17 protein-coding genes and 3 riboswitches are annotated in these 17,275 nt (G+C 59.5%); of the genes, 8 read left to right on the top strand and 9 right to left on the bottom strand.

The features are described 5' to 3' along the window. Positions 1-110: 110 nt before the first annotated feature. Positions 111-346: riboswitch (cobalamin riboswitch) on the bottom strand. An 88-nt stretch (positions 347-434) separates the two neighbouring features. The 3 genes from D3871_RS05875 to cobT are packed head-to-tail and all read right to left on the bottom strand — an operon-like array spanning position 435 to position 2,798. Further along, positions 435-992: a histidine phosphatase family protein gene (locus tag D3871_RS05875; protein ID WP_119768039.1), complete on the bottom strand. Its 558-nt coding sequence runs from the start codon at positions 990-992 to the stop codon at positions 435-437. Position 993: 1 nt separating this feature from the next. After that, positions 994-1,758, bottom strand: a complete 765-nt coding sequence (locus tag D3871_RS05870; protein ID WP_119768038.1) for an adenosylcobinamide-GDP ribazoletransferase — start codon at positions 1,756-1,758, stop codon at positions 994-996. A gap of 5 nt (positions 1,759-1,763) precedes the next feature. Continuing rightward, on the bottom strand, positions 1,764-2,798 hold the full coding sequence (gene cobT, locus D3871_RS05865) for a nicotinate-nucleotide--dimethylbenzimidazole phosphoribosyltransferase (RefSeq protein WP_119768037.1): 1,035 nt from the start codon (positions 2,796-2,798) through the stop codon (positions 1,764-1,766). 71 nt (positions 2,799-2,869) lie between these two features. Beyond that, positions 2,870-3,105: riboswitch (cobalamin riboswitch) on the bottom strand. A 97-nt stretch (positions 3,106-3,202) separates the two neighbouring features. Between cobT and D3871_RS05860 the strand changes: the two genes are divergently transcribed. The 3 genes from D3871_RS05860 (at position 3,203) to D3871_RS05850 (ending at position 6,936) form a co-directional block, all read left to right on the top strand. Next, positions 3,203-4,051 carry an alpha/beta hydrolase gene (locus D3871_RS05860; protein ID WP_119768036.1) on the top strand — a complete coding sequence of 283 codons (849 nt, stop codon included), beginning with the start codon at positions 3,203-3,205 and terminating at the stop codon, positions 4,049-4,051. A 279-nt stretch (positions 4,052-4,330) separates the two neighbouring features. Further along, on the top strand, positions 4,331-5,113 hold the full coding sequence (locus D3871_RS05855; protein WP_119768035.1) for a protein phosphatase CheZ: 783 nt from the start codon (positions 4,331-4,333) through the stop codon (positions 5,111-5,113). Beyond that, positions 5,113-6,936: a chemotaxis protein CheA gene (locus D3871_RS05850; protein WP_119768034.1), complete on the top strand. Its 1,824-nt coding sequence runs from the start codon at positions 5,113-5,115 to the stop codon at positions 6,934-6,936. The genes D3871_RS05855 and D3871_RS05850 overlap by 1 nt, the downstream gene beginning before the upstream one ends. 79 nt (positions 6,937-7,015) lie before the next feature. Here the strand turns inward: D3871_RS05850 and D3871_RS05845 are convergent, their stop codons facing one another. The 3 genes from D3871_RS05845 to D3871_RS05835 all read right to left on the bottom strand — a co-directional run bounded on the left by D3871_RS05845 (position 7,016) and on the right by D3871_RS05835 (position 9,773). After that, positions 7,016-7,663 (bottom strand): LysE family translocator, encoded by a 648-nt coding sequence (locus D3871_RS05845; protein ID WP_119768033.1) that lies wholly within the window; start codon positions 7,661-7,663, stop codon positions 7,016-7,018. A 113-nt stretch (positions 7,664-7,776) separates the two neighbouring features. Next, positions 7,777-8,775 (bottom strand): fumarylacetoacetate hydrolase family protein, encoded by a 999-nt coding sequence (locus D3871_RS05840; protein WP_119768032.1) that lies wholly within the window; start codon positions 8,773-8,775, stop codon positions 7,777-7,779. Between the two features lie 23 nt (positions 8,776-8,798). Beyond that, a complete protein-coding gene (locus tag D3871_RS05835; RefSeq protein ID WP_119768031.1) occupies positions 8,799-9,773 on the bottom strand; it encodes a Bug family tripartite tricarboxylate transporter substrate binding protein in 975 nt (324 codons plus the stop codon). A gap of 179 nt (positions 9,774-9,952) precedes the next feature. Between D3871_RS05835 and D3871_RS05830 the strand changes: the two genes are divergently transcribed. Continuing rightward, positions 9,953-10,813, top strand: coding sequence for an IclR family transcriptional regulator (locus D3871_RS05830; RefSeq protein ID WP_233575522.1), 861 nt, complete (start codon positions 9,953-9,955; stop codon positions 10,811-10,813). Between the two features lie 15 nt (positions 10,814-10,828). Here D3871_RS05830 and D3871_RS05825 read toward each other — a convergent pair whose 3' ends face one another. From D3871_RS05825 to D3871_RS05815, 3 genes are all read right to left on the bottom strand, one after another. Further along, the gene (locus D3871_RS05825; RefSeq protein ID WP_119768029.1) at positions 10,829-11,398 is read right to left on the bottom strand and encodes a TMEM165/GDT1 family protein; all 570 of its coding nucleotides are present in this window, start codon (positions 11,396-11,398) and stop codon (positions 10,829-10,831) included. 2 nt (positions 11,399-11,400) lie between these two features. After that, a riboswitch (yybP-ykoY riboswitch) is annotated at positions 11,401-11,586 on the bottom strand. 44 nt (positions 11,587-11,630) lie between these two features. Next, complete coding sequence (locus D3871_RS05820; RefSeq protein WP_119768028.1) at positions 11,631-12,449, bottom strand: HAD-IIB family hydrolase; 819 nt, start codon at positions 12,447-12,449, stop codon at positions 11,631-11,633. Continuing rightward, a complete protein-coding gene (locus tag D3871_RS05815; RefSeq protein ID WP_119768027.1) occupies positions 12,446-13,387 on the bottom strand; it encodes a CysB family HTH-type transcriptional regulator in 942 nt (313 codons plus the stop codon). Before D3871_RS05815 ends, D3871_RS05820 begins: the two co-directional genes overlap by 4 nt. 134 nt (positions 13,388-13,521) lie before the next feature. Here D3871_RS05815 and D3871_RS05810 point away from each other — a divergent pair, with 134 nt between their 5' ends. From D3871_RS05810 to D3871_RS05795, 4 genes are read left to right on the top strand one after another with little or no spacing between them, the layout of a single operon-like run. Then, positions 13,522-14,295 (top strand): sulfite exporter TauE/SafE family protein, encoded by a 774-nt coding sequence (locus D3871_RS05810; protein WP_119768026.1) that lies wholly within the window; start codon positions 13,522-13,524, stop codon positions 14,293-14,295. Between the two features lie 15 nt (positions 14,296-14,310). Further along, complete coding sequence (locus D3871_RS05805; RefSeq protein WP_119768025.1) at positions 14,311-16,005, top strand: nitrite/sulfite reductase; 1,695 nt, start codon at positions 14,311-14,313, stop codon at positions 16,003-16,005. After that, positions 15,998-16,519 carry a DUF934 domain-containing protein gene (locus tag D3871_RS05800; RefSeq protein ID WP_119768024.1) on the top strand — a complete coding sequence of 174 codons (522 nt, stop codon included), beginning with the start codon at positions 15,998-16,000 and terminating at the stop codon, positions 16,517-16,519. The genes D3871_RS05805 and D3871_RS05800 overlap by 8 nt, the downstream gene beginning before the upstream one ends. Further along, positions 16,516-17,235: a phosphoadenylyl-sulfate reductase gene (locus D3871_RS05795; protein ID WP_119768023.1), complete on the top strand. Its 720-nt coding sequence runs from the start codon at positions 16,516-16,518 to the stop codon at positions 17,233-17,235. Before D3871_RS05800 ends, D3871_RS05795 begins: the two co-directional genes overlap by 4 nt. The last annotated feature ends 40 nt before the right edge of the window (positions 17,236-17,275 follow it).

The following is a 17,275-nucleotide window of genomic DNA, read 5'->3' as shown; positions in this document are numbered from 1 at the left end:
CCCGCAGGCCGGATTGAAAGAAAGCATTCGAACTGGACGTGTATGTCGAAAGAGGTTGCCGTGCACGATCGATGTGCCGGTCAACCTGCGTTGCGACGGTCCCCGTCCGCATGCTTCCACCTGTTCTGGCCGGTATCCGGGCTGGCAAGATGAACCGGTCGACCTTCCCATGCAGACTGCACAGTGGTACGAGGGACCGTCTGTCAGATAGTCGCCTTGCGGCTTCCGTCATGACGCTTGCTTACCGTTGCGGGGGCAGCACACGTTGTACTCCGAAAAGCATCGTGTTTCCCGTTTAACTGCCTGCATGAATATGCAGGCGGGCACCAAAACCCGGCTATTGTAAAGCTTGCAGTACACGCCGACAACAAGCGTAAGCGCTTGAGGACTAGCCGCAAACAGAATTTCTCGTGCCGGCCAAACCGGAACTTGCCTTACTGACAATCAAGGATAGAGAGTGTCCCGTAACCAATATCATGCATCACAGCAGCGGCATGGCGCGCCACTTCAGCAACAGAACCGTAGTGTGGACATTGGCTAAGCAGGCGCAAGCTTCCCGCATGGCAAACGACGATCGCTGTCTGCACTGATTGCGCACGCAAGCTTTCATGAAAGTCGCGGACGCGCGTCGCCACTTCAAGCACGGTTTCGCCGCCGCCGGGACGGTAATGGACGACATCGGCAGCCCAAGCGTCGACTTCGGCTTGAGAAATGTTTTGCCAGGGGCGCATTTCCCAGGCGCCGAAATCCATCTCTGCGAGACGCGGGTCGACGATCGCATTAGCACTGCCATTTGCGTCGGCGATGGCGACCGCCAATGCGCGACAGCGTTGCAGCGGACTGCAATAGACCGGTAGGCCATGCGGCAGTGCGGGTAATAGCGACGCCAGCACGCGTGCATGTTCAGGCTCCGATACACGGAGATCGGTGCTGCCATAACAGACGCCAGGCTCAACCTCGGGCTTGCCATGACGGATCAGATACAAACGCATTTCAGTGTGCGGCTGCCAGGACGGCAAGGTAGCAGACGACTTCAGCGACCTGCTGGACTGCGCCAAGACAATCACCGGTGTAGCCGCCGAGACGGCGAACGAATTTGCGCGCAAGCCAAAGAGTGACAAGGACTACCGCCGCAAGGGCAGCAAGCAAGGCTTGCAGGTTCAGCCAGCCTAGTGTCAGCAAGACCGCCACCGGTACGGCCGTCGACAGGACCGCAACAAGAAACTCCCCGTGTGTCATGCCTTGCGCCAGAGGCTTTGCCTTGCCCTCGCCTTTGACATAGGCGAGCTTCCATATCAAGGCACTGGCTGCCAGGCGCGACAGTGGATGCCCCAGCAACAGTGCAGCGATAGCCGCCTGTGGAGGCAATTGCGCGAGCGTTGCAGATTTCAGGCCCAGTATCAGCACGATACCGATCGCACCGTAAGCGCCGATGCGCGAATCGGTCATGATCTCCAGCACCCGTTCGCGCGTCATGCCGCCGCCCATCCCGTCGCAGGTATCGGCGAAACCGTCCTCATGAAACGCGCCGGTCAGGTAAATGCCCGCAATCGTCGACAACATGACCGCGACGAGGGGCGGCAGCCACAGGCTCGCCAGTGCATAGACGCTGGCAGTGACCGCACCGACCACGATGCCCACTGCAGGGAAATACCGGCTTGCATGATGCAGCCATTCCGGCTCGAATCCGACCCAGCGCGGAATCGGCAGGCGCGTGAAGAATTGCAGCGCGGTGAAAAACAGCCTGAGCTGATGCATGGCGCCTAGCGCTCCTTGCCGCTGACCTGCGCAGATTCGAAGGTCGCCATGCGATTGAGAAAATTGACCGCTGCATGCACCAGCGGCAACGCCAGCGCGCAGCCGCTGCCCTCGCCCAGACGCAATCCCAGCTGCAGCAAGGGACGCGCGCCAAGATGCGCGAGCATCAGCCGGTGTCCGCGTTCATCGGAACAATGCGAGAACACACAGTAGTCGAGTATCGCCGGCTGCAGTTTCGCCGCCACCAGCAAGGCGCTGGTGACAATGAATCCGTCAATCATCAACACCATGTGCTTCTCGGCAGCGGCCAGCATGGCGCCTACCATCATGGCGATCTCATACCCGCCGAAGGTGGTCAGCACATCGATTGCTTCGCTGGCATGCTCATGCAGCGCAACCGCACGTTCGAGGACTTGCAATTTATGTGCAACGCCATCGGCCGAGAGGCCGGCGCCCGCACCCACGCATTGGCTGAGCGGCGCGCCGGTCATCTTGTGCATCAATGCTGCGGCAGCGGTCGTATTGCCGATTCCCATTTCGCCGAAACCGATCACGTTGCCGTCCAGCCGTCCGACCAACGCAGCGCCGCGCTCGATCGCAAGCATGCATTCATCATGACTCATCGCGGGCTGCTGCGCGAAGTTGCGCGTCCCGCGGCCTATCTTTCGATCCAGCAGCCCGTCACGTATACCGAAATCGTGGTTGACGCCGGCATCGACCACATGCAAGGCGCAGCCATTCTGACGCGCGAACACATTGATCGCGGCGCCGTCGGCAAGAAAATTCTCCACCATCTGCCAGGTGACGCTTTGCGGATACGGAGACACGTTTTCGGCAGTGATGCCATGGTCGCCGGCGAATACGATGACGGCGGGCGCCACGATACGCGGATGTACCGTACGCTGAATCAATCCGATCCGGTGCGCCAGCGATTCGAGTTCGCCAAGACTGCCCGGCGGCTTGGTCTTGTTGTTGATGGCGGCTTCAAGCAGCGTGGATAGCGCAGCATTGACCGTCGGTTCGACAGATGGAATAGGCATGTGATTTATATAGGAAGGTCGGGACAGCAGAAAACCCCGTCTGCATGCACTGCGCCGGCGAACTGAACAACTGTCCGCCAACCATTCCGGCCGGTATCCGGGCTGGCAAGATGAACCGGTCGACCTTCCCATGCAGACTGCACAGTGGTACGAGGGACCGTCTGTCAGGCAGTCGCCTTGCGGCTTCCGTCATAACGCTTGCTTACCGTTGCGGGGGCAGCACACGTTGTACTCCAGGGAGCAGCGTGTTTCCCGTTTAACTGCAGTCGCGACTGCGGCTGCGGGCACCAGAATGCAGGCAGTGTAAGGTGCGCGCCGAACGGAGTCAATTCGGCAAGCCGGGCGGGCCATATCGATGAATAGACAGTAGACTAGGCATTTGCCCTGCCCTTCACGCGTCATTTATGAAAAACAAAGCCGAATACTACAACCAGCAATACAACGCCCGTGCCTCCATTCCCGACCACCCTTATATTTTCACACGCTGGCTGAAAGACTCGATGCAGGTGCGCCGCTCGCATGCTGCACTGTTCGATCTGGCCTTTGGCGAATCCAGCGGCGAACGTCTGGACTTTTTTCCGGCGAGCCGCAGCGATGCGCCGCTGCTGGTATTCATTCATGGCGGCTGGTGGCGCTCGCTCGACAAATCCGATTTTTCTTTCATGGCGCCGGCCTTTACCCGCGCCGGCTTCAATGTCGCGCTGACCAACTATACCTTGGCGCCGCATGCGTCGATCGCCGAGATCGTGTGTCAGCAACTGCGCGCGGTGGCATGGCTATACCGCAACGCCGACAAATACGATTTCGATCCGCGCCGCATCGTGGTGGCGGGTCATTCGGCCGGCGCGCACCTGGCTGCAATGATGATGGCCGCGCACTGGACTGTCTATGGCAGCGACCTGCCGGCCGACCTGATCAAGGGCGGCGTGCTGATGTCGGGACTGTACGACCTGGAACCGGTGCGGCATGCGGAGTTTGTCAATGTCGACCTCAAGTTGACCGAACAGGACGTTGCCCCGTTGTCGCCGGTCCTGATGCCTCAGCCGCATCCTGCGCCCTTCATTACCGCCTATGGCGCGCTGGAATCGGACGAGTTCAGGCGCCAGACGGAACTGCTTGAAAACGCCTGGAAGCCTGCGCACCGCGCCGCCGTTCCCCTCCCTGGACTGAATCACCTGACGATCTGCGATGCGTTTGCAACGCCGGGTCATCCTTTGTGCCAAGCGACCATTGATCTTTTAACAAGCATATAGCGTGGATTCTGTCTTGACGGAACCTCATCGCAACAGTTTACGGCCGCGCATTTGTGCGCGCTGCAAGTTCGTGTTGCGCAGAAGAAATTCGTGACTGATAATCGTATTGAAGAATAGCTGGGTATCGCACGCCTGCAGGTATCGCAGGCGCATCTCCGCTGAAGCGTCTTTTACAGGGTGTGCGGCTAAGGCGTGGTGAGTTGCGCAAGTCCGTGCACTGCAACCAGCTTTTGACCGACACCGATAACAGGCTGACTACGAACAAAGGGAAGTACCGACATGAGCGACGCTGCAGATGATCTTGAAGCACTGTTTGACGAAGTAGCCGCGCAACGCGTGGAAACCGTGGAAACAGTGGTCCCGGCGGAATCCGCGCCGGAAGTGATGGAAGATGATGGCGAAGAACCCGTCGCCGAGGTGGTCGACAATGCATCCGAGGCCCCTGAAGACCAGTCGGACAAGGGTATGTATGAGCGCCTCGGCGGCATCGTGCGCATGCTGCACGACTCGCTGCGCGAACTGGGCTACGACCGTTCGCTGTCGGATGTCGCCAGCCAGATCACCGACGCCCAAGGACGGCTGGAGCATGTCGCCGCGCTGACCGAACAGGCGGCCAACAAGGTGCTCAACACGGTCGACACCTGCCTTCCCGAACAGGAAGCCTTGTCCAAGAAGGCCAAGGACATGGAAACCCGCTGGGCCATGCTGTTCGACGGCAAGCTCAGCATCGACGAATTCAAGGCGCTGGCCGGCGATTCGCGCCAGTTTGCCACTGTCGTGATGGATGCCACCGAAACCGAGAAGGCACGCCTGCTCGATATCATGATGGCGCAGGATTTCCAGGACATCACCGGCCAGCTGATCAAGAAAATCGTCCACATCACCAGCACTGCGGAAAAAGAACTGGCGCAGCTGCTGCGCGACAATGCACCGCCGGAAGTGAAAGCCGCGATGGCTGCCGCCGAAAGCAAACCGGTGGAATTGATGTCGGGCCCCGCAGCGCCCGGCGCAGCCATGGCCCAGGATGATGTGGACAGCTTGCTTGCTGATTTGGGGTTCTGATGGACGACATGCTCAAGGAATTCGTTGTCGAGGCGCTTGACCTGGCGACGAACGTTGAGGAGCACCTGCTCTCCCTGGAGCGGCATCCCAACGACACTGATACGCTGAATGCGCTGTTCCGCTCCTTCCATACGATCAAGGGCGGCGCCGGATTCATGAACCTGCCGGCCATCGTGTCGGCGTGCCACCTGACGGAGAACCTGTTCGACGGCTTGCGTACCGGTCAGGTGCCGGTCACGCCGACCGCGATCGAAGCCGGGCTGCAGGCAAGCGGATTCGTCGGCGACCAGCTCAAGCAGCTGGCCAATGGCGCCTCTCCGGATGCCTTGCCGGCGATGCCTGCGGCGCTTGAAGATATTCTCACTCAGGCGATCGAAGGCAAGGCCGCTGAGCCTGCACCAGTGCCTGCCGCTCCCGCTGCCCTGGTTCCCGAAGCGCCTGTTGCAAGCGCCGCGGCTATAACGACCTCGCCCGACGGCCTGGATTGGGAAGCGCTCTACCGTGCCGTGGTCCCTGCCGGCACCCTGCCCGATGCGCCGACCGCTACCGTACTGGCGGCCAGCGCGCCAGCCAACGTTACACCGCTGGCCAAGCCCGCTCCCGACGAAAACATCCGCCCCATCACCGCACAGGTGAAGGAAGACAGCATCCGTATCGATGCGGTCAAGCTGGATGCCTTGCTCGAAGTTGCAGGCGAATCGGTGCAGGCCGCAAACCAGGCCAGCGTGCTGCTCGAAAAACTGACGCAATTCAAGTTCGATGGCCAGGCCGCCGCGCTGATGGCAACGCTGCAGGAAACGCTCAGCCGCGCCTCGCGCTACTCCACCGAATTGCAGCGCGCGACCCTGTCGACACGCATGCAGCCGGTCGGACGCCTGTTCCAGAAATTCCCGCGCCTGGTGCGCGAACTGGCCAAGGATCTGGGCAAGGATGTCGATCTGGTCATCGAAGGCGCCGAGACCGAAGTCGACCGCGTCGTGGTTGACAGTCTGTACGATCCGCTGGTGCACATGCTGCGCAATGCGCTCGACCATGGCATCGAAACCGCCGACGAACGCGGAGCCACTGCCAAGCCGGCAAAGGCCACCATCCTGCTGAAAGCATGGCAGGAAGGCAGCAGTGTCATGATCGAGATTTCGGACGACGGCAAGGGCATGGATCCGGTCAAGCTGCGCACCAAGGCGCTGGCAAAAGGCTTGATCAGCGACAACGCTGCACAGACCACAGAAGAATCGCTGCAACTGATCTTCCTGCCCGGTTTTTCGACCAAGGAAGTCGCTTCCAGCGTGTCCGGACGCGGCGTCGGCATGGACGTCGTGAAGACCGCCGTGGAAAAGCATCGCGGCGCGATCCGTATCGACTCCGTACTGGGCGAAGGAACACGCTTCACGATCCGCCTGCCTATCGAGTTGTCGATCGTTCCGACAATGTTGGTACGTACCGCCGGTGCGGCGCTGGCAATGCCGATGGCAGTGGTGCAGCGCGTGGTGGAATTGCCGGAGTCATTTTCCGAAGTCGGCGGTGCGCCGGTGTTGCGCGATCAGGGGCGGCCATTGGCGGTACGCTCGCTGGCAGGCATTCTCGGCTATGAACAGTGCAAGGAAAAGGTCGGCATCGTCATCGCCGCGCCGCAGCCTTACATCCTGGCGGTGGAAGCGGTCGATGGCACCGCCGACCTGGTGATCAAGCCGCTGACGGCGCTTGCCGTTCCGGGCGTAAATGGCACCGCCCGCTCCGCGGAAGGCGAACTGGTCCTGGTGATCAGCCTTGCCTTCCTGCTTGACGGTTGCAAGGTCACAACCGCATCGCGTCTGGCAGCCTGAGTCGGTCGCATCGACAAAAAGCCCGGTCAGCGATGCTGGCCGGGCTTTTTCATGTTCGTTCGCTCAACGGCGAGGCCATCTACTTTGCCGAACGGCCACCGACCGCAGCGGTAAACACCCCAAGCCCGATGAAAGCGCCAGCCGTCACATAACGTCCGACGACATTGGCGCCCCGCATGCGGCCCAGCATCGGTGCAATTGCGCCGGCGGCGAACACATAAAAGCAATCGGTCGTCGCGGCAATCGCCACGAATACCGCACCCAGCACAATGCTTTGCCCGATCACCGGCGCAGACGGGTCCATGAACTGCGGCAGGAAAGCGGCAAAGAAAATAGTGGTCTTGGGATTGAGCAGTGCGACAACGAATCCGTCACGGAAGACCCGTCCGATGCGCGCAGCGCCGAAGCGTTGCTCGACTGCTTGCGCATCAGGCGCGCGCAGAGCCTTGATGCCGAGATAGATCAGGTAAGCGGCACCGGCATATTTGACGACGCTGAATGCGATGGAAGAAATCGCAAACAGGGCCGCCAGGCCGATAGCGGCGCCGACTGCATTACCGAAATTTCCCAACGCAACGCCTGCGACCGAAGCGATACCGGCACGCCGTCCTTGCGCCAGCGTTCTTGTTACCACGTAGATGACCGCAGGACCAGGTGTCAATGCCAGCGCTAGACTGGCAAACAGGAAGGCAAGCATCAACGGCCATGCGGGGAACAGGCTAAGCATAGGTTTCTCCTGAAGTCGGACCGGGAACGGCAATCGTAAAAACAGATTATGACAGCACAATTCCGTGTCGGTGAAACAGGTCTTTTTCCAATCCTACCGCACGCATTACGCTTCTATCGCGCCTTCGGCGCAGTCGCTTGCACCAGCTGCTGGTTGATGGCGCCGAAGATCGATTTGCCATTGGCATCCAGCATCTCGATCCTGATCGTGTCGCCGAACTTCATGAAGGGCGTTTTTGCTTCGCCGTTGGCAATCATTTCCAGGCAACGTTTTTCAGCGATGCAGGTATAGCCTTTGGCCGAATCCTTGTTCGACACGGTACCGGAACCGATAATGGAACCGGCACGCGCATTGCGCGTCTTGGCAAGATGCGCAATCAATTGCGGAAAGCTGAACACCATATCGGTACCCGCGTTCGGCTGGCCAACCAATGCCCCGTTCCAGGTCGTGCGCAAAGACAGGTCCACCTTGCCATCCTGCCAGGAGGAACCTAATTCGTCGGGCGTCACCGCCACCGGCGAAAAACTCGATGCCGGCTTGGACTGGAAAAATCCGAAGCCCTTCGCCAGTTCCGCCGGAATCAGGTTGCGCAGCGATACATCGTTGACCAGCATCAGCAGCTTGATATGCGATGCCGCCTGCGCCGGCGTCGATCCCATCGGAACATCATCGGTAATGACAGCGATCTCGCCTTCGAAATCGATGCCCCACTCTTCCGATGCCAGCACGATGTCGTCCATCGGACCGATGAAATCGTCGGAGCCGCCCTGGTACATCAGCGGGTCGTGCCAGAAGGATTCCGGCATGTCGGCATTGCGCGCCTTGCGCACCAGTTCAACGTGATTGACATAAGCAGAACCGTCGGCCCACTGGAAGGCGCGCGGCAGCGGCGCCATGCAACGCTTGGGATCGAAATCGAAGCTGCGCCGGGCCTTGCCTTCGTTGAGCTGTTCATACAACTGTTCCAGCTGCGGCGCGATGAACGACCAGTCGTCGAGCGCGCGCTGCATGGTCAACGCAATGCCATCCGCCAGATGCGCGGTCTTGAGATCGCGTGACACGACCGCCAGCTGGCCGTCCCGGCTTCCGTCTTTGAGAGTCGCAAGTTTCATCCGTATTCCCGTCCTGGTTTGTTTCAGTCGAGCGTGATGCCGCGTTCCTTGATCAGCGCATGCCAGCGCACGGTTTCGCTCTTGATATAGGAAGCCATCTGTTCGGGTGTGCCGGATAGCGGTTCGATACCAAGGTCGGTCAGGCGCTTGCTGACCTCCGGCGCGGCGAGCGCCTTGGTCACTTCGGTGTTGAGGCGGGCGACGATATCTTTCGGTGTTGCGGCGGGTACTGCGATTCCCTGCCATGCATACATTTCCAGATCGCTGTAACCCAGTTCCTTCAGGGTCGGCACATCGGGCTGCAAGGCCAACCGGTTACCCGAAGCTACTGCCAGCGCAGTGAGTTTGCCGCTCTTGATATGCGGCAGCGCGGTAGCCAGATCGAGGATCATCATCGGTACTTGTCCGGCCAGCACATCCTGCACCGCCGGACCCGCTCCACGGTAAGGGATGTGCACGATGAAGGCCCCGGTGCGCTGCTTGAACATTTCCATCGCGAGGTGATGCGGACTGCCGGCGCCGACCGACGCATAGTTGTACTTGCCGGGCGCAGCCTTGATCTTGCCGATCAAATCTTTCGCATCCTTGAAGCCGGCCGAAGGATTGGCCACCAGTAGCAGCGGGAAGCGTGCGATCAGCGAAATCGGCGCAAAGTCCTTTTGCGGGTCGTAAGGTAGCTTCTTGTACAGCGCGCTATTGAAAACATAGGAGCCATTGTCGCCGGAAAAAATCGTATAGCCGTCGGCGGCCGAACGTGCGGCCGTTTCCGCACCGATGATGGTACCTGCGCCCGGCTTGTTCTCGATCACCACCGGCTGGCCGACCTGCTTCGACAACTGTGCGCCTATGGTGCGTGCAATCGCATCGGAACCGCCGCCCGGCGGATAAGGCACGAGCCAGCGCACCGGCTTGGCGGGATAGGACTGCGCCTGGACAAAGGCGCTGGCGGCGACCAGCATGGTGCCGAAGACGAACTTGACGAGTGTTGGGGTACGCATGGGTCTCCTTTATGCCGAACTGGCTGTCGGCGGTATTGTTGCGATGCTTTCGGAAAGTCGGCGGCGCGGCCTAAGCTGAATCAGCCGTGCGCCACGATTTGCCTTACACTAATTACGCATTATTAAATCAATTCACTATTTCGTAATTTTTCGCATTCTAGCATTGTATGAAAAGCACCGTGAACCCGATCGCCGACGATGACGACAAGGAAGCCTCTACCCGGCAGGGCATTCAATCCATCGAGGTGGCCGCCCCACTGCTGGCTGCCCTTGCCGGCGCTGCCGGCCCGATTCCCTTGTCGGGCCTGGCAAAAACAGCGGCAATGCCGGCGGCCAAAGCCCATCGCTACCTGGTCAGTCTGATCCGGGTGGGACTTGTGCGTCAGGATGCCGCCACCGGACTCTACGATCTGGGGCCGATGGCACTGGAACTGGGTCTGGTCGCGCTCGGACGGTTGGATGCGGTAAAGCTGGCCGATGAAATCATGGCCGCGCTGCGTGATGCAACCAGCGAAACCGTGGCGCTGGCGACATGGGGAAATTTCGGGCCGACCTATATACGGCTGCTGCAATCGCGGCGGCCGATCACGATCAATCTGCAGATCGGCAGCGTGATGCCGATGACCTACACCGCCAGCGGCTTGTGTTTTGCCGCCTTCATGCCGGCTGCGGAAACCGAAACCTTGTTGCGTGCGGAGCTGGCGTTAAACCGTAGCGAAAAGCTCGATGCGCCGCAGTCGCGCAAGGCGCTGGAGCCATTGCTTGAAGAAACCCGGCAACATGGCATGGCGCGCGTCATTGGCCATCTAGACCCGACCGCAGTGCGTCCTGCCGGAACAACGCGCGCGGCCGAACGGCTGCTAGCCGGATTCAACGCTTTTTCCGCCCCGGTGTTCGACCAGGACGGATGCATGCGTTTTGCGCTGACCGTGGTGGGGTCGGCCGCGCATATCGATGAAAGCTGGGAAGGCGGGATCGCCCGGGCGACCCAGGCGCACGCGGAACAACTGTCACGGCGGCTGGGTTATCGTCCGAGATAAACGCCTGGCAGACTGTTACAGGAAATTGCCCACGTTCAGCAAGGTCAGAACGCCAAGCACGGCAAAGATGACTGCGGCTATTCCATGCACCAGCTTTAGCGAAACGACTTGCATGATCCGGTTGCCGATCAGCACGGCAGGCACATTCGCCAGCATCATGCCCAGCGTCGTGCCGGCAACCACGGCGGAGAAAGCAGAATACTTTGCGGCCAAGACGATAGTGGCGATTTGTGTCTTGTCGCCCATTTCGGCGAGGAAGAAGGCAACCAGCGTCGCGCCGAAGACGCCGAAGCACACAGGCTTCGCATCCACATCGTCCAGCTTGTCGGGAATCATTGTCCACGCCGCCATTGCCAGAAAGGACAGGCCGAGGATCCAGCGCAATGCATCCTTGCCGATAAACTCGGTGAGCCAGCTGCCAACCGCTCCGGCAAATGCATGATTGAAAAGCGTAGCGACGAGTATGCCGATGATGATGGGGATGGGACGCCGGAATTTGGCTGCGAGCAGCAGGGACAGTAGTTGCGTTTTGTCGCCCATTTCTGCAAGGGCAACGATTCCGGTCGAGATGAAGAAAGCTTCCATGAAAACTCCAGGGCCGGATGAATACCAATGACCATGCGCCTTCCGGCCCGAAGCTGAGGCGGCATGGTCAAAGGTCTCGCCAAACCTGGATCGCTTACGCCATAACCCGGCGCCGATGACGCGGATTAAGTCTGTTGACGCAAGCCCCTCTCGCTTTCGGAGGGCGGCTACTCCCCAATGACGCCGGGATTTTAACCCAAACACGGGATTATCGGACAGAAATACTTCGAGATTATGCCGTCTGGTGCGCGGAAAGTATGGCGAGTGCGGCCTCGACGAATCCGGCACCGCATGCCTGTGTCGTCACGTAGGCCGGCGGGATGTCGATGCGCCCCAGATGTCTTGCAATATTGGCTACGCCGATCGCAAAAGGAAAATGCGCGAACATGGCGGCGTCATTCCCGGAATCGCCGACAAATGCAAATTGATCGCGCGCCGCCGCATCGTCGATGCCGAACGCCATGCGCAGTATGCGATCGGTGCTTGCCTGTTTGCAAAATCGAACCAGCGAGGCATGCACATGGATGCTGCTTGCCGTCGTGTGGAAGCCGCTGGCGCCGATAAAGCGGACGATTTCCTCAACCTCGACCGCCGACCTTGGCGGAACATGTTCGCCGATATCGAACGCGAGGTCGCCCACCCGTTGCGGCGCGTCATCGGCCACCGGCAAATCGGGAAACTGTTGCTGCAGCACAGGCACGAAATCCTCCAGCCTCGCACGATGCTGGCGCCGGGTTGCCACATCGGCATAAAACCAGGATTGCATAGCGCCGTCCGCGTCATGCCAAAATGCGCTGGCGCCGTTTTCGGCAATGACTGCATCGAAGCGACAAAGCTTCAACAAGGGCATTGCCCAATAGGTTGGACGGCCGGTGACGGCAATGATGCGCAGCCCGGCCTCGCGCAGACTATTGATGGCCGCAAGCACTTCCGGCGTCAATGCGCCGTCAGTCGTCAGCGTGTCGTCGATATCAGTCAGTACGCCGCATAGCTGGCGGCGCTGCTCGACCGGCCACTCGGCCAAAGGCCGCAGCTTGCCCATTGCGGTCATAACTCGTAACTATCTTTTTCACCGTTCATCACTTGCTCGATCAATTTGCGATTGAGAGTCGGTGTCAACAGTTCGATGAAGCTGTATACATAGCTGCGCAGATAAGCCCCTTGCTTCAATGCAACGCGGGACACGTTCGATCCGAACAAGTGGCCGACAGAAATAGCCTCCAAACCCTTGTCGCGATCGGCATCGAAGGCCATGCCGGCAATAATTCCCACGCCCATGCCCAGTTCGACATACGTCTTGATCACATCGGCATCGATGGCTTCCAACAGGATGTCGGGTTTGAGTCCTCGTATCGCAAATGCATGATCGATCTTTGCACGACCGGTAAACGCGCTGTCGTAGGTAATCAGGGGGTAGCGGGAAATCTCTTCCAGCGTGATCGGCTTGGCTTCCCGCAAAGGATGCGCGTGCGGCACGACGACCACGTGCTCCCATTGATAGCATGGCAAGGTGATCAAACCGTCAACACTGGCAATCGCTTCGGTCGCAATGGCCATGTCGGCCTGGTCCTTCAAGACCATCTCCGCGATCTGCTTGGGATTGCCTTGCAAAAGCGACAAGCGCACTTTGGGGAATTTCTGTGTAAATGCCTGCACCACTTTGGGCAAGGCATAACGTGCTTGCGTATGCGTGGTGGCAATCGTGAAGCTGCCGCTGTCTTGTGCGGCGAATTCCTTGCCGATACGCTTGAGGCCGTCGATTTCCTGCATGATCAATTCGACCGAGCGCAGCACTGCCCGACCCGGTTCCGTCAGGCCGCGAATGCGCTTGCCATGACGGGTGAAGATGTCGACGCCGAGCTCTTCTTCCAGTTCGATGATGGCTTTGGATACCCCGGGTTGCGAGGTAAAAAGGGCTTTGGCGGCTTCGGTCAGATTGAAATTTTGCCTTACGGCCTCGCGCACGAACCGCAATTGGTGAAGATTCATTGTTTCCCTTGTGGCAACACTATCTTATTTTTCATACTTATTTATACCGAATAGGCATATAAGCAAATAAATACTAAGTAGTTTGGAATAAGGAATAAGTTTATTACGATTCACACTCCTTTGCGCGAGGTGACATGACTGTAACTTACATAGTTTCTGGATTTGCTGTCGGCCTGCTGGTCGGCCTTACTGGCGTCGGTGGTGGTTCGCTGATGACCCCACTTCTTACCCTGATGTTCGGCGTATCGCCCACGGTTGCCGTCGGCACCGACCTGGCATTTGCCTCCGCCACCAAGACCGCTGGCACGCTCGCACATCGCGTGCGCGGCACGGTGCGCTGGGGCATCGTGCGCCACCTCTGCTATGGCGCCCTTCCGGCTGCGCTGGTGGCAACCTTTGCACTGAAATATTTCGGCGCACTCGACAAGGAAATCGGCCAGATCATCCGCTATTCCATCGCCGGTTCCGTTTTGCTGACCGTCTGCGCGCTGCTGTTTCGCAGCCGCATGCAGGCATGGGTGCTGGCGCATCCCGAAAAACAGCTTCAGGGCACCAAACTGGCCATCGTTACCGTGATTGTCGGCGCTCTGCTCGGCACCCTGGTGACGATTTCCTCGATCGGTGCGGGCGCGGTAGGTGCGACCATTTTGGTATTACTGTATCCTCGCCTGTCCCCCGCGGAAATTGCCGGAACCGATATCGCCTATGCGGTCCCGCTGACCGCGATCGCGGCAGCCGGCCACTGGTACCTGGGTTCGATCAACTGGGAATTGCTGGCCACGCTGCTGATCGGCTCCGTTCCCGGCATCACCCTCGGTTCACTCGCCGCGAAAGCGGTACCGGAAAAATTCCTGCGCGCCCTGTTAGCTACTACGCTCACGGGCATCGCCGCCAAAATGGTTTTTTAAGATTGGAAGAAAAAGATGTATCGCTACGACCAATTTGATCATCTGATCGTCAAGGAACGCGTTGCGCAGTACGCCGATCAGGTTCGCCGCCGTCTTTCCGATGAACTAAGCGAGGACGAATTCCGTCCACTGCGTCTGCAGAACGGCCTGTACTACCAGCGCCATGCCTACATGCTGCGCATTGCCGTGCCTTACGGCCTGCTGTCATCGAAGCAGATGCGCATGTTTGCCCATATCGCGCGCGAGCATGATCGCGGTTATGGCCATTTCACGACACGCCAGAACATCCAGTTCAACTGGATCAAGATCGAAGAAACGCCGGAAATCCTGTCCAAGCTGGCATCGGTCGAAATGCATGCAATCCAGACGTCGGGCAACTGCGTGCGCAACATCACTTCCGACGAATACGCCGGCATCGCGCCCGACGAGATCGTCGATCCGCGTCCCTATGCGGAAATCCTGCGCCAGTGGAGCACCTTCCATCCCGAGTTCGCCTATCTGCCGCGCAAGTTCAAGATCGCAATCAATGGCGCGCTGGAAGACCGTGCTGCCATCATGGTGCATGACATCGGCCTGTCCGTCGTCAAGAATGAACAGGGCGAAGTCGGCTTCCGCGTGCTGGTCGGCGGCGGCATGGGCCGTACGCCCATCCTGGGCAGCGAGATCCGCGCCTTCCTGCCGTGGCAGCATGCGATGAGCTATATCGAAGCGATCCTGCGCGTCTACAACCAGTACGGCCGCCGCGACAACATGTACAAGGCGCGCATCAAGATCCTGGTGAAGGCGATCGGCGCGGAAGAATTCGCACGCCAGGTCGAAGAGGAATGGGCCGACATCAAAGATGGCCCGAGCACGCTGACCGAGGAAGAACTCGCCCGCGTCGCCGCCTACTTCACCGCTCCCGCTTACGAGTCGCTGCCGGCGACCGATTCGGCGGTCGAGCAGTTCAAGAGCGACAACAAAGCGTTTTCGAACTGGATCAAGCGCAACGTTAAGCCGCACAAGGTGCCCGGTTACGCAGCGGTTGTGCTGTCGCTGAAGAAAACCGGCGTGCCGCCCGGCGACGCCACGGCTGAACAAATGGATTTCGCAGCGGAACTGGCCGACCGTTACAGCTTCGGCGAACTGCGCGTGACGCACGAGCAGAACCTTGTGCTGTCCGACGTCAAGCAATCCGACCTGATCAGACTGTGGGAAGAAGCCAAGGCGCACGGCATGGCAACGCCGAACATCGGCCTGCTGACCGACATGATCTGCTGCCCCGGCGGCGATTTCTGCGCGCTGGCCAATGCGAAGTCGATTCCTATCGCGGCCGACATCGCCGAGCGTTTCGACAACCTGGATTTCCAGCATGACATCGGCGAGATCGAACTGAACATTTCGGGCTGCATCAATTCCTGCGGCCATCATCACGTCGGCCATATCGGCATTCTCGGCGTCGACAAGGATGGCAGCGAGTGGTATCAGGTATCAGTCGGCGGAGCGCAGGGCAATCAGTCGAGCATCGGCAAGATCATCGGCCCGTCGTTCTCCGCGCACCAGATGCCGGAAGTGATCGACCGCATCCTGCAGGTCTACCTGCTCGAGCGCAACGAAGACGAGCGCTTCATCGATACTGCCCGCCGCATCGGTGTGACACCGTTCAAGGAATTCGTCTACGCCACACCCATCGTCATCGAACACAAAGCAGGAGAAGACGCATATGCGTGACATCATCAAGAACAAGGCTGTCGTGTCGGATGACTGGACCGTATTGCGCCTTGCCGAAACCGATACGCCGGAAACGGTCGCCATCCCCGAAGGCAAGGTCATCGTGCCGCTGAAGGTATGGCAGGCGCAACGCACGACGCTGGAAGGCCGCGCCGAGCTCGGCGTATGGATCGCCAGCAGCGAGCGCCCGGAAGAATTGAAGGGTGAGCTGTCGCGCTTCAAGGTGGTGGCGGTCGACTTTCCCAAGTTTGCCGATGGTCGCGGTTACTCGATCGCCTACAACCTGCGCGCACGCCTCGGCTATACCGGCGAACTGCGTGCGATCGGGGATGTGCTGCGCGACCAATTATTCTACATGCAGCGCGTCGGTTTCGACACGTTCGCGGTGCGCGAGGACAAGAACATTCATGATGCACTCAAGGGCCTGACCGACTTCTCCGAGGTATATCAAACCTCGTGGGACCAGAAGTCGCCGCTGTTCCGCCGTGCGCAGCGCACGGGAGCGCCGGCATGAGCGACCTGAACGCCCTGGTCGAGGCCACGAAGGCGACGCTGCAGCGTATCGCCGACGAGTTCACGCCGGCGGTATTCGCGTCCAGCCTTGCCGCGGAAGACATGGTGCTGACCGACCTGATCCTGCGCGCGAAACTGCCTATCGGCATTTTCACGCTGGAAACCGGCCGCCTGCACAAGGAAACCCTGGGCATGGTCGATCGCATCAAGGAAACCTACGGTTATGACGTCGCGCTGTACAAGCCCGAGACAGATGCCGTGGATGCCTATGTCAAGCAGAACGGCCTGAACGCCTTCTATGACAGCGTCGAGATGCGCAAGGAATGCTGCCGCATCCGCAAGGTCGAGCCGCTCAATCGCGCGCTCGCCGGCAACAAGGCCTGGATCACCGGCCAACGCCGCGCACAGTCCACTACACGCGCCGAACTGGCCGTGCAGGAAGACGATGCCGCGCATGCCATGACCAAGTTCAATCCGCTGGCGGATTGGTCCGAAGACGACGTATGGAATTACATCCGTACCAACAACGTCCCCTACAACCCGCTGCACGACAAGGGTTATCCCTCGATCGGCTGCGAACCTTGCACGCGCGCGATTCAACCCGGCGAAGACGTGCGTGCCGGACGCTGGTGGTGGGAAAATCCGGAATCCAAGGAATGCGGCTTGCATGTGGTCGATGGCAAGCTGGTGAGGATCAAGGCTGTTTCACACGCTTAAGAACACATTCCTCTCCTATGAAGAAGAGGAAGTAACGAAA

The organism is Noviherbaspirillum saxi (assembly GCF_003591035.1).
In the GTDB taxonomy this organism is placed as follows: domain Bacteria; phylum Pseudomonadota; class Gammaproteobacteria; order Burkholderiales; family Burkholderiaceae_D; genus Noviherbaspirillum; species Noviherbaspirillum saxi.
Note: the sequence above shows the minus strand (reverse complement) of the source record. Positions and strands in the feature narration are given on the sequence as shown.

Coding starts and splice junctions, on each gene's coding strand:
- D3871_RS05875 (WP_119768039.1), bottom strand. CDS start 992: ATGCGTTTGTATCTGATCCGTCATGGCAAGCCCGAGGTTGAGCCTGGC.
- D3871_RS05845 (WP_119768033.1), bottom strand. CDS start 7,663: ATGCTTAGCCTGTTCCCCGCATGGCCGTTGATGCTTGCCTTCCTGTTT.
- D3871_RS05795 (WP_119768023.1), top strand. CDS start 16,516: ATGAGCGACCTGAACGCCCTGGTCGAGGCCACGAAGGCGACGCTGCAG.
- D3871_RS05810 (WP_119768026.1), top strand. CDS start 13,522: ATGACTGTAACTTACATAGTTTCTGGATTTGCTGTCGGCCTGCTGGTC.
- D3871_RS05805 (WP_119768025.1), top strand. CDS start 14,311: ATGTATCGCTACGACCAATTTGATCATCTGATCGTCAAGGAACGCGTT.
- D3871_RS05860 (WP_119768036.1), top strand. CDS start 3,203: ATGAAAAACAAAGCCGAATACTACAACCAGCAATACAACGCCCGTGCC.
- D3871_RS05855 (WP_119768035.1), top strand. CDS start 4,331: ATGAGCGACGCTGCAGATGATCTTGAAGCACTGTTTGACGAAGTAGCC.
- D3871_RS05820 (WP_119768028.1), bottom strand. CDS start 12,449: ATGACCGCAATGGGCAAGCTGCGGCCTTTGGCCGAGTGGCCGGTCGAG.
- D3871_RS05850 (WP_119768034.1), top strand. CDS start 5,113: ATGGACGACATGCTCAAGGAATTCGTTGTCGAGGCGCTTGACCTGGCG.
- D3871_RS05815 (WP_119768027.1), bottom strand. CDS start 13,387: ATGAATCTTCACCAATTGCGGTTCGTGCGCGAGGCCGTAAGGCAAAAT.
- D3871_RS05835 (WP_119768031.1), bottom strand. CDS start 9,773: ATGCGTACCCCAACACTCGTCAAGTTCGTCTTCGGCACCATGCTGGTC.
- D3871_RS05840 (WP_119768032.1), bottom strand. CDS start 8,775: ATGAAACTTGCGACTCTCAAAGACGGAAGCCGGGACGGCCAGCTGGCG.
- D3871_RS05825 (WP_119768029.1), bottom strand. CDS start 11,398: ATGGAAGCTTTCTTCATCTCGACCGGAATCGTTGCCCTTGCAGAAATG.
- D3871_RS05870 (WP_119768038.1), bottom strand. CDS start 1,758: ATGCATCAGCTCAGGCTGTTTTTCACCGCGCTGCAATTCTTCACGCGC.
- D3871_RS05800 (WP_119768024.1), top strand. CDS start 15,998: ATGCGTGACATCATCAAGAACAAGGCTGTCGTGTCGGATGACTGGACC.
- cobT (WP_119768037.1), bottom strand. CDS start 2,798: ATGCCTATTCCATCTGTCGAACCGACGGTCAATGCTGCGCTATCCACG.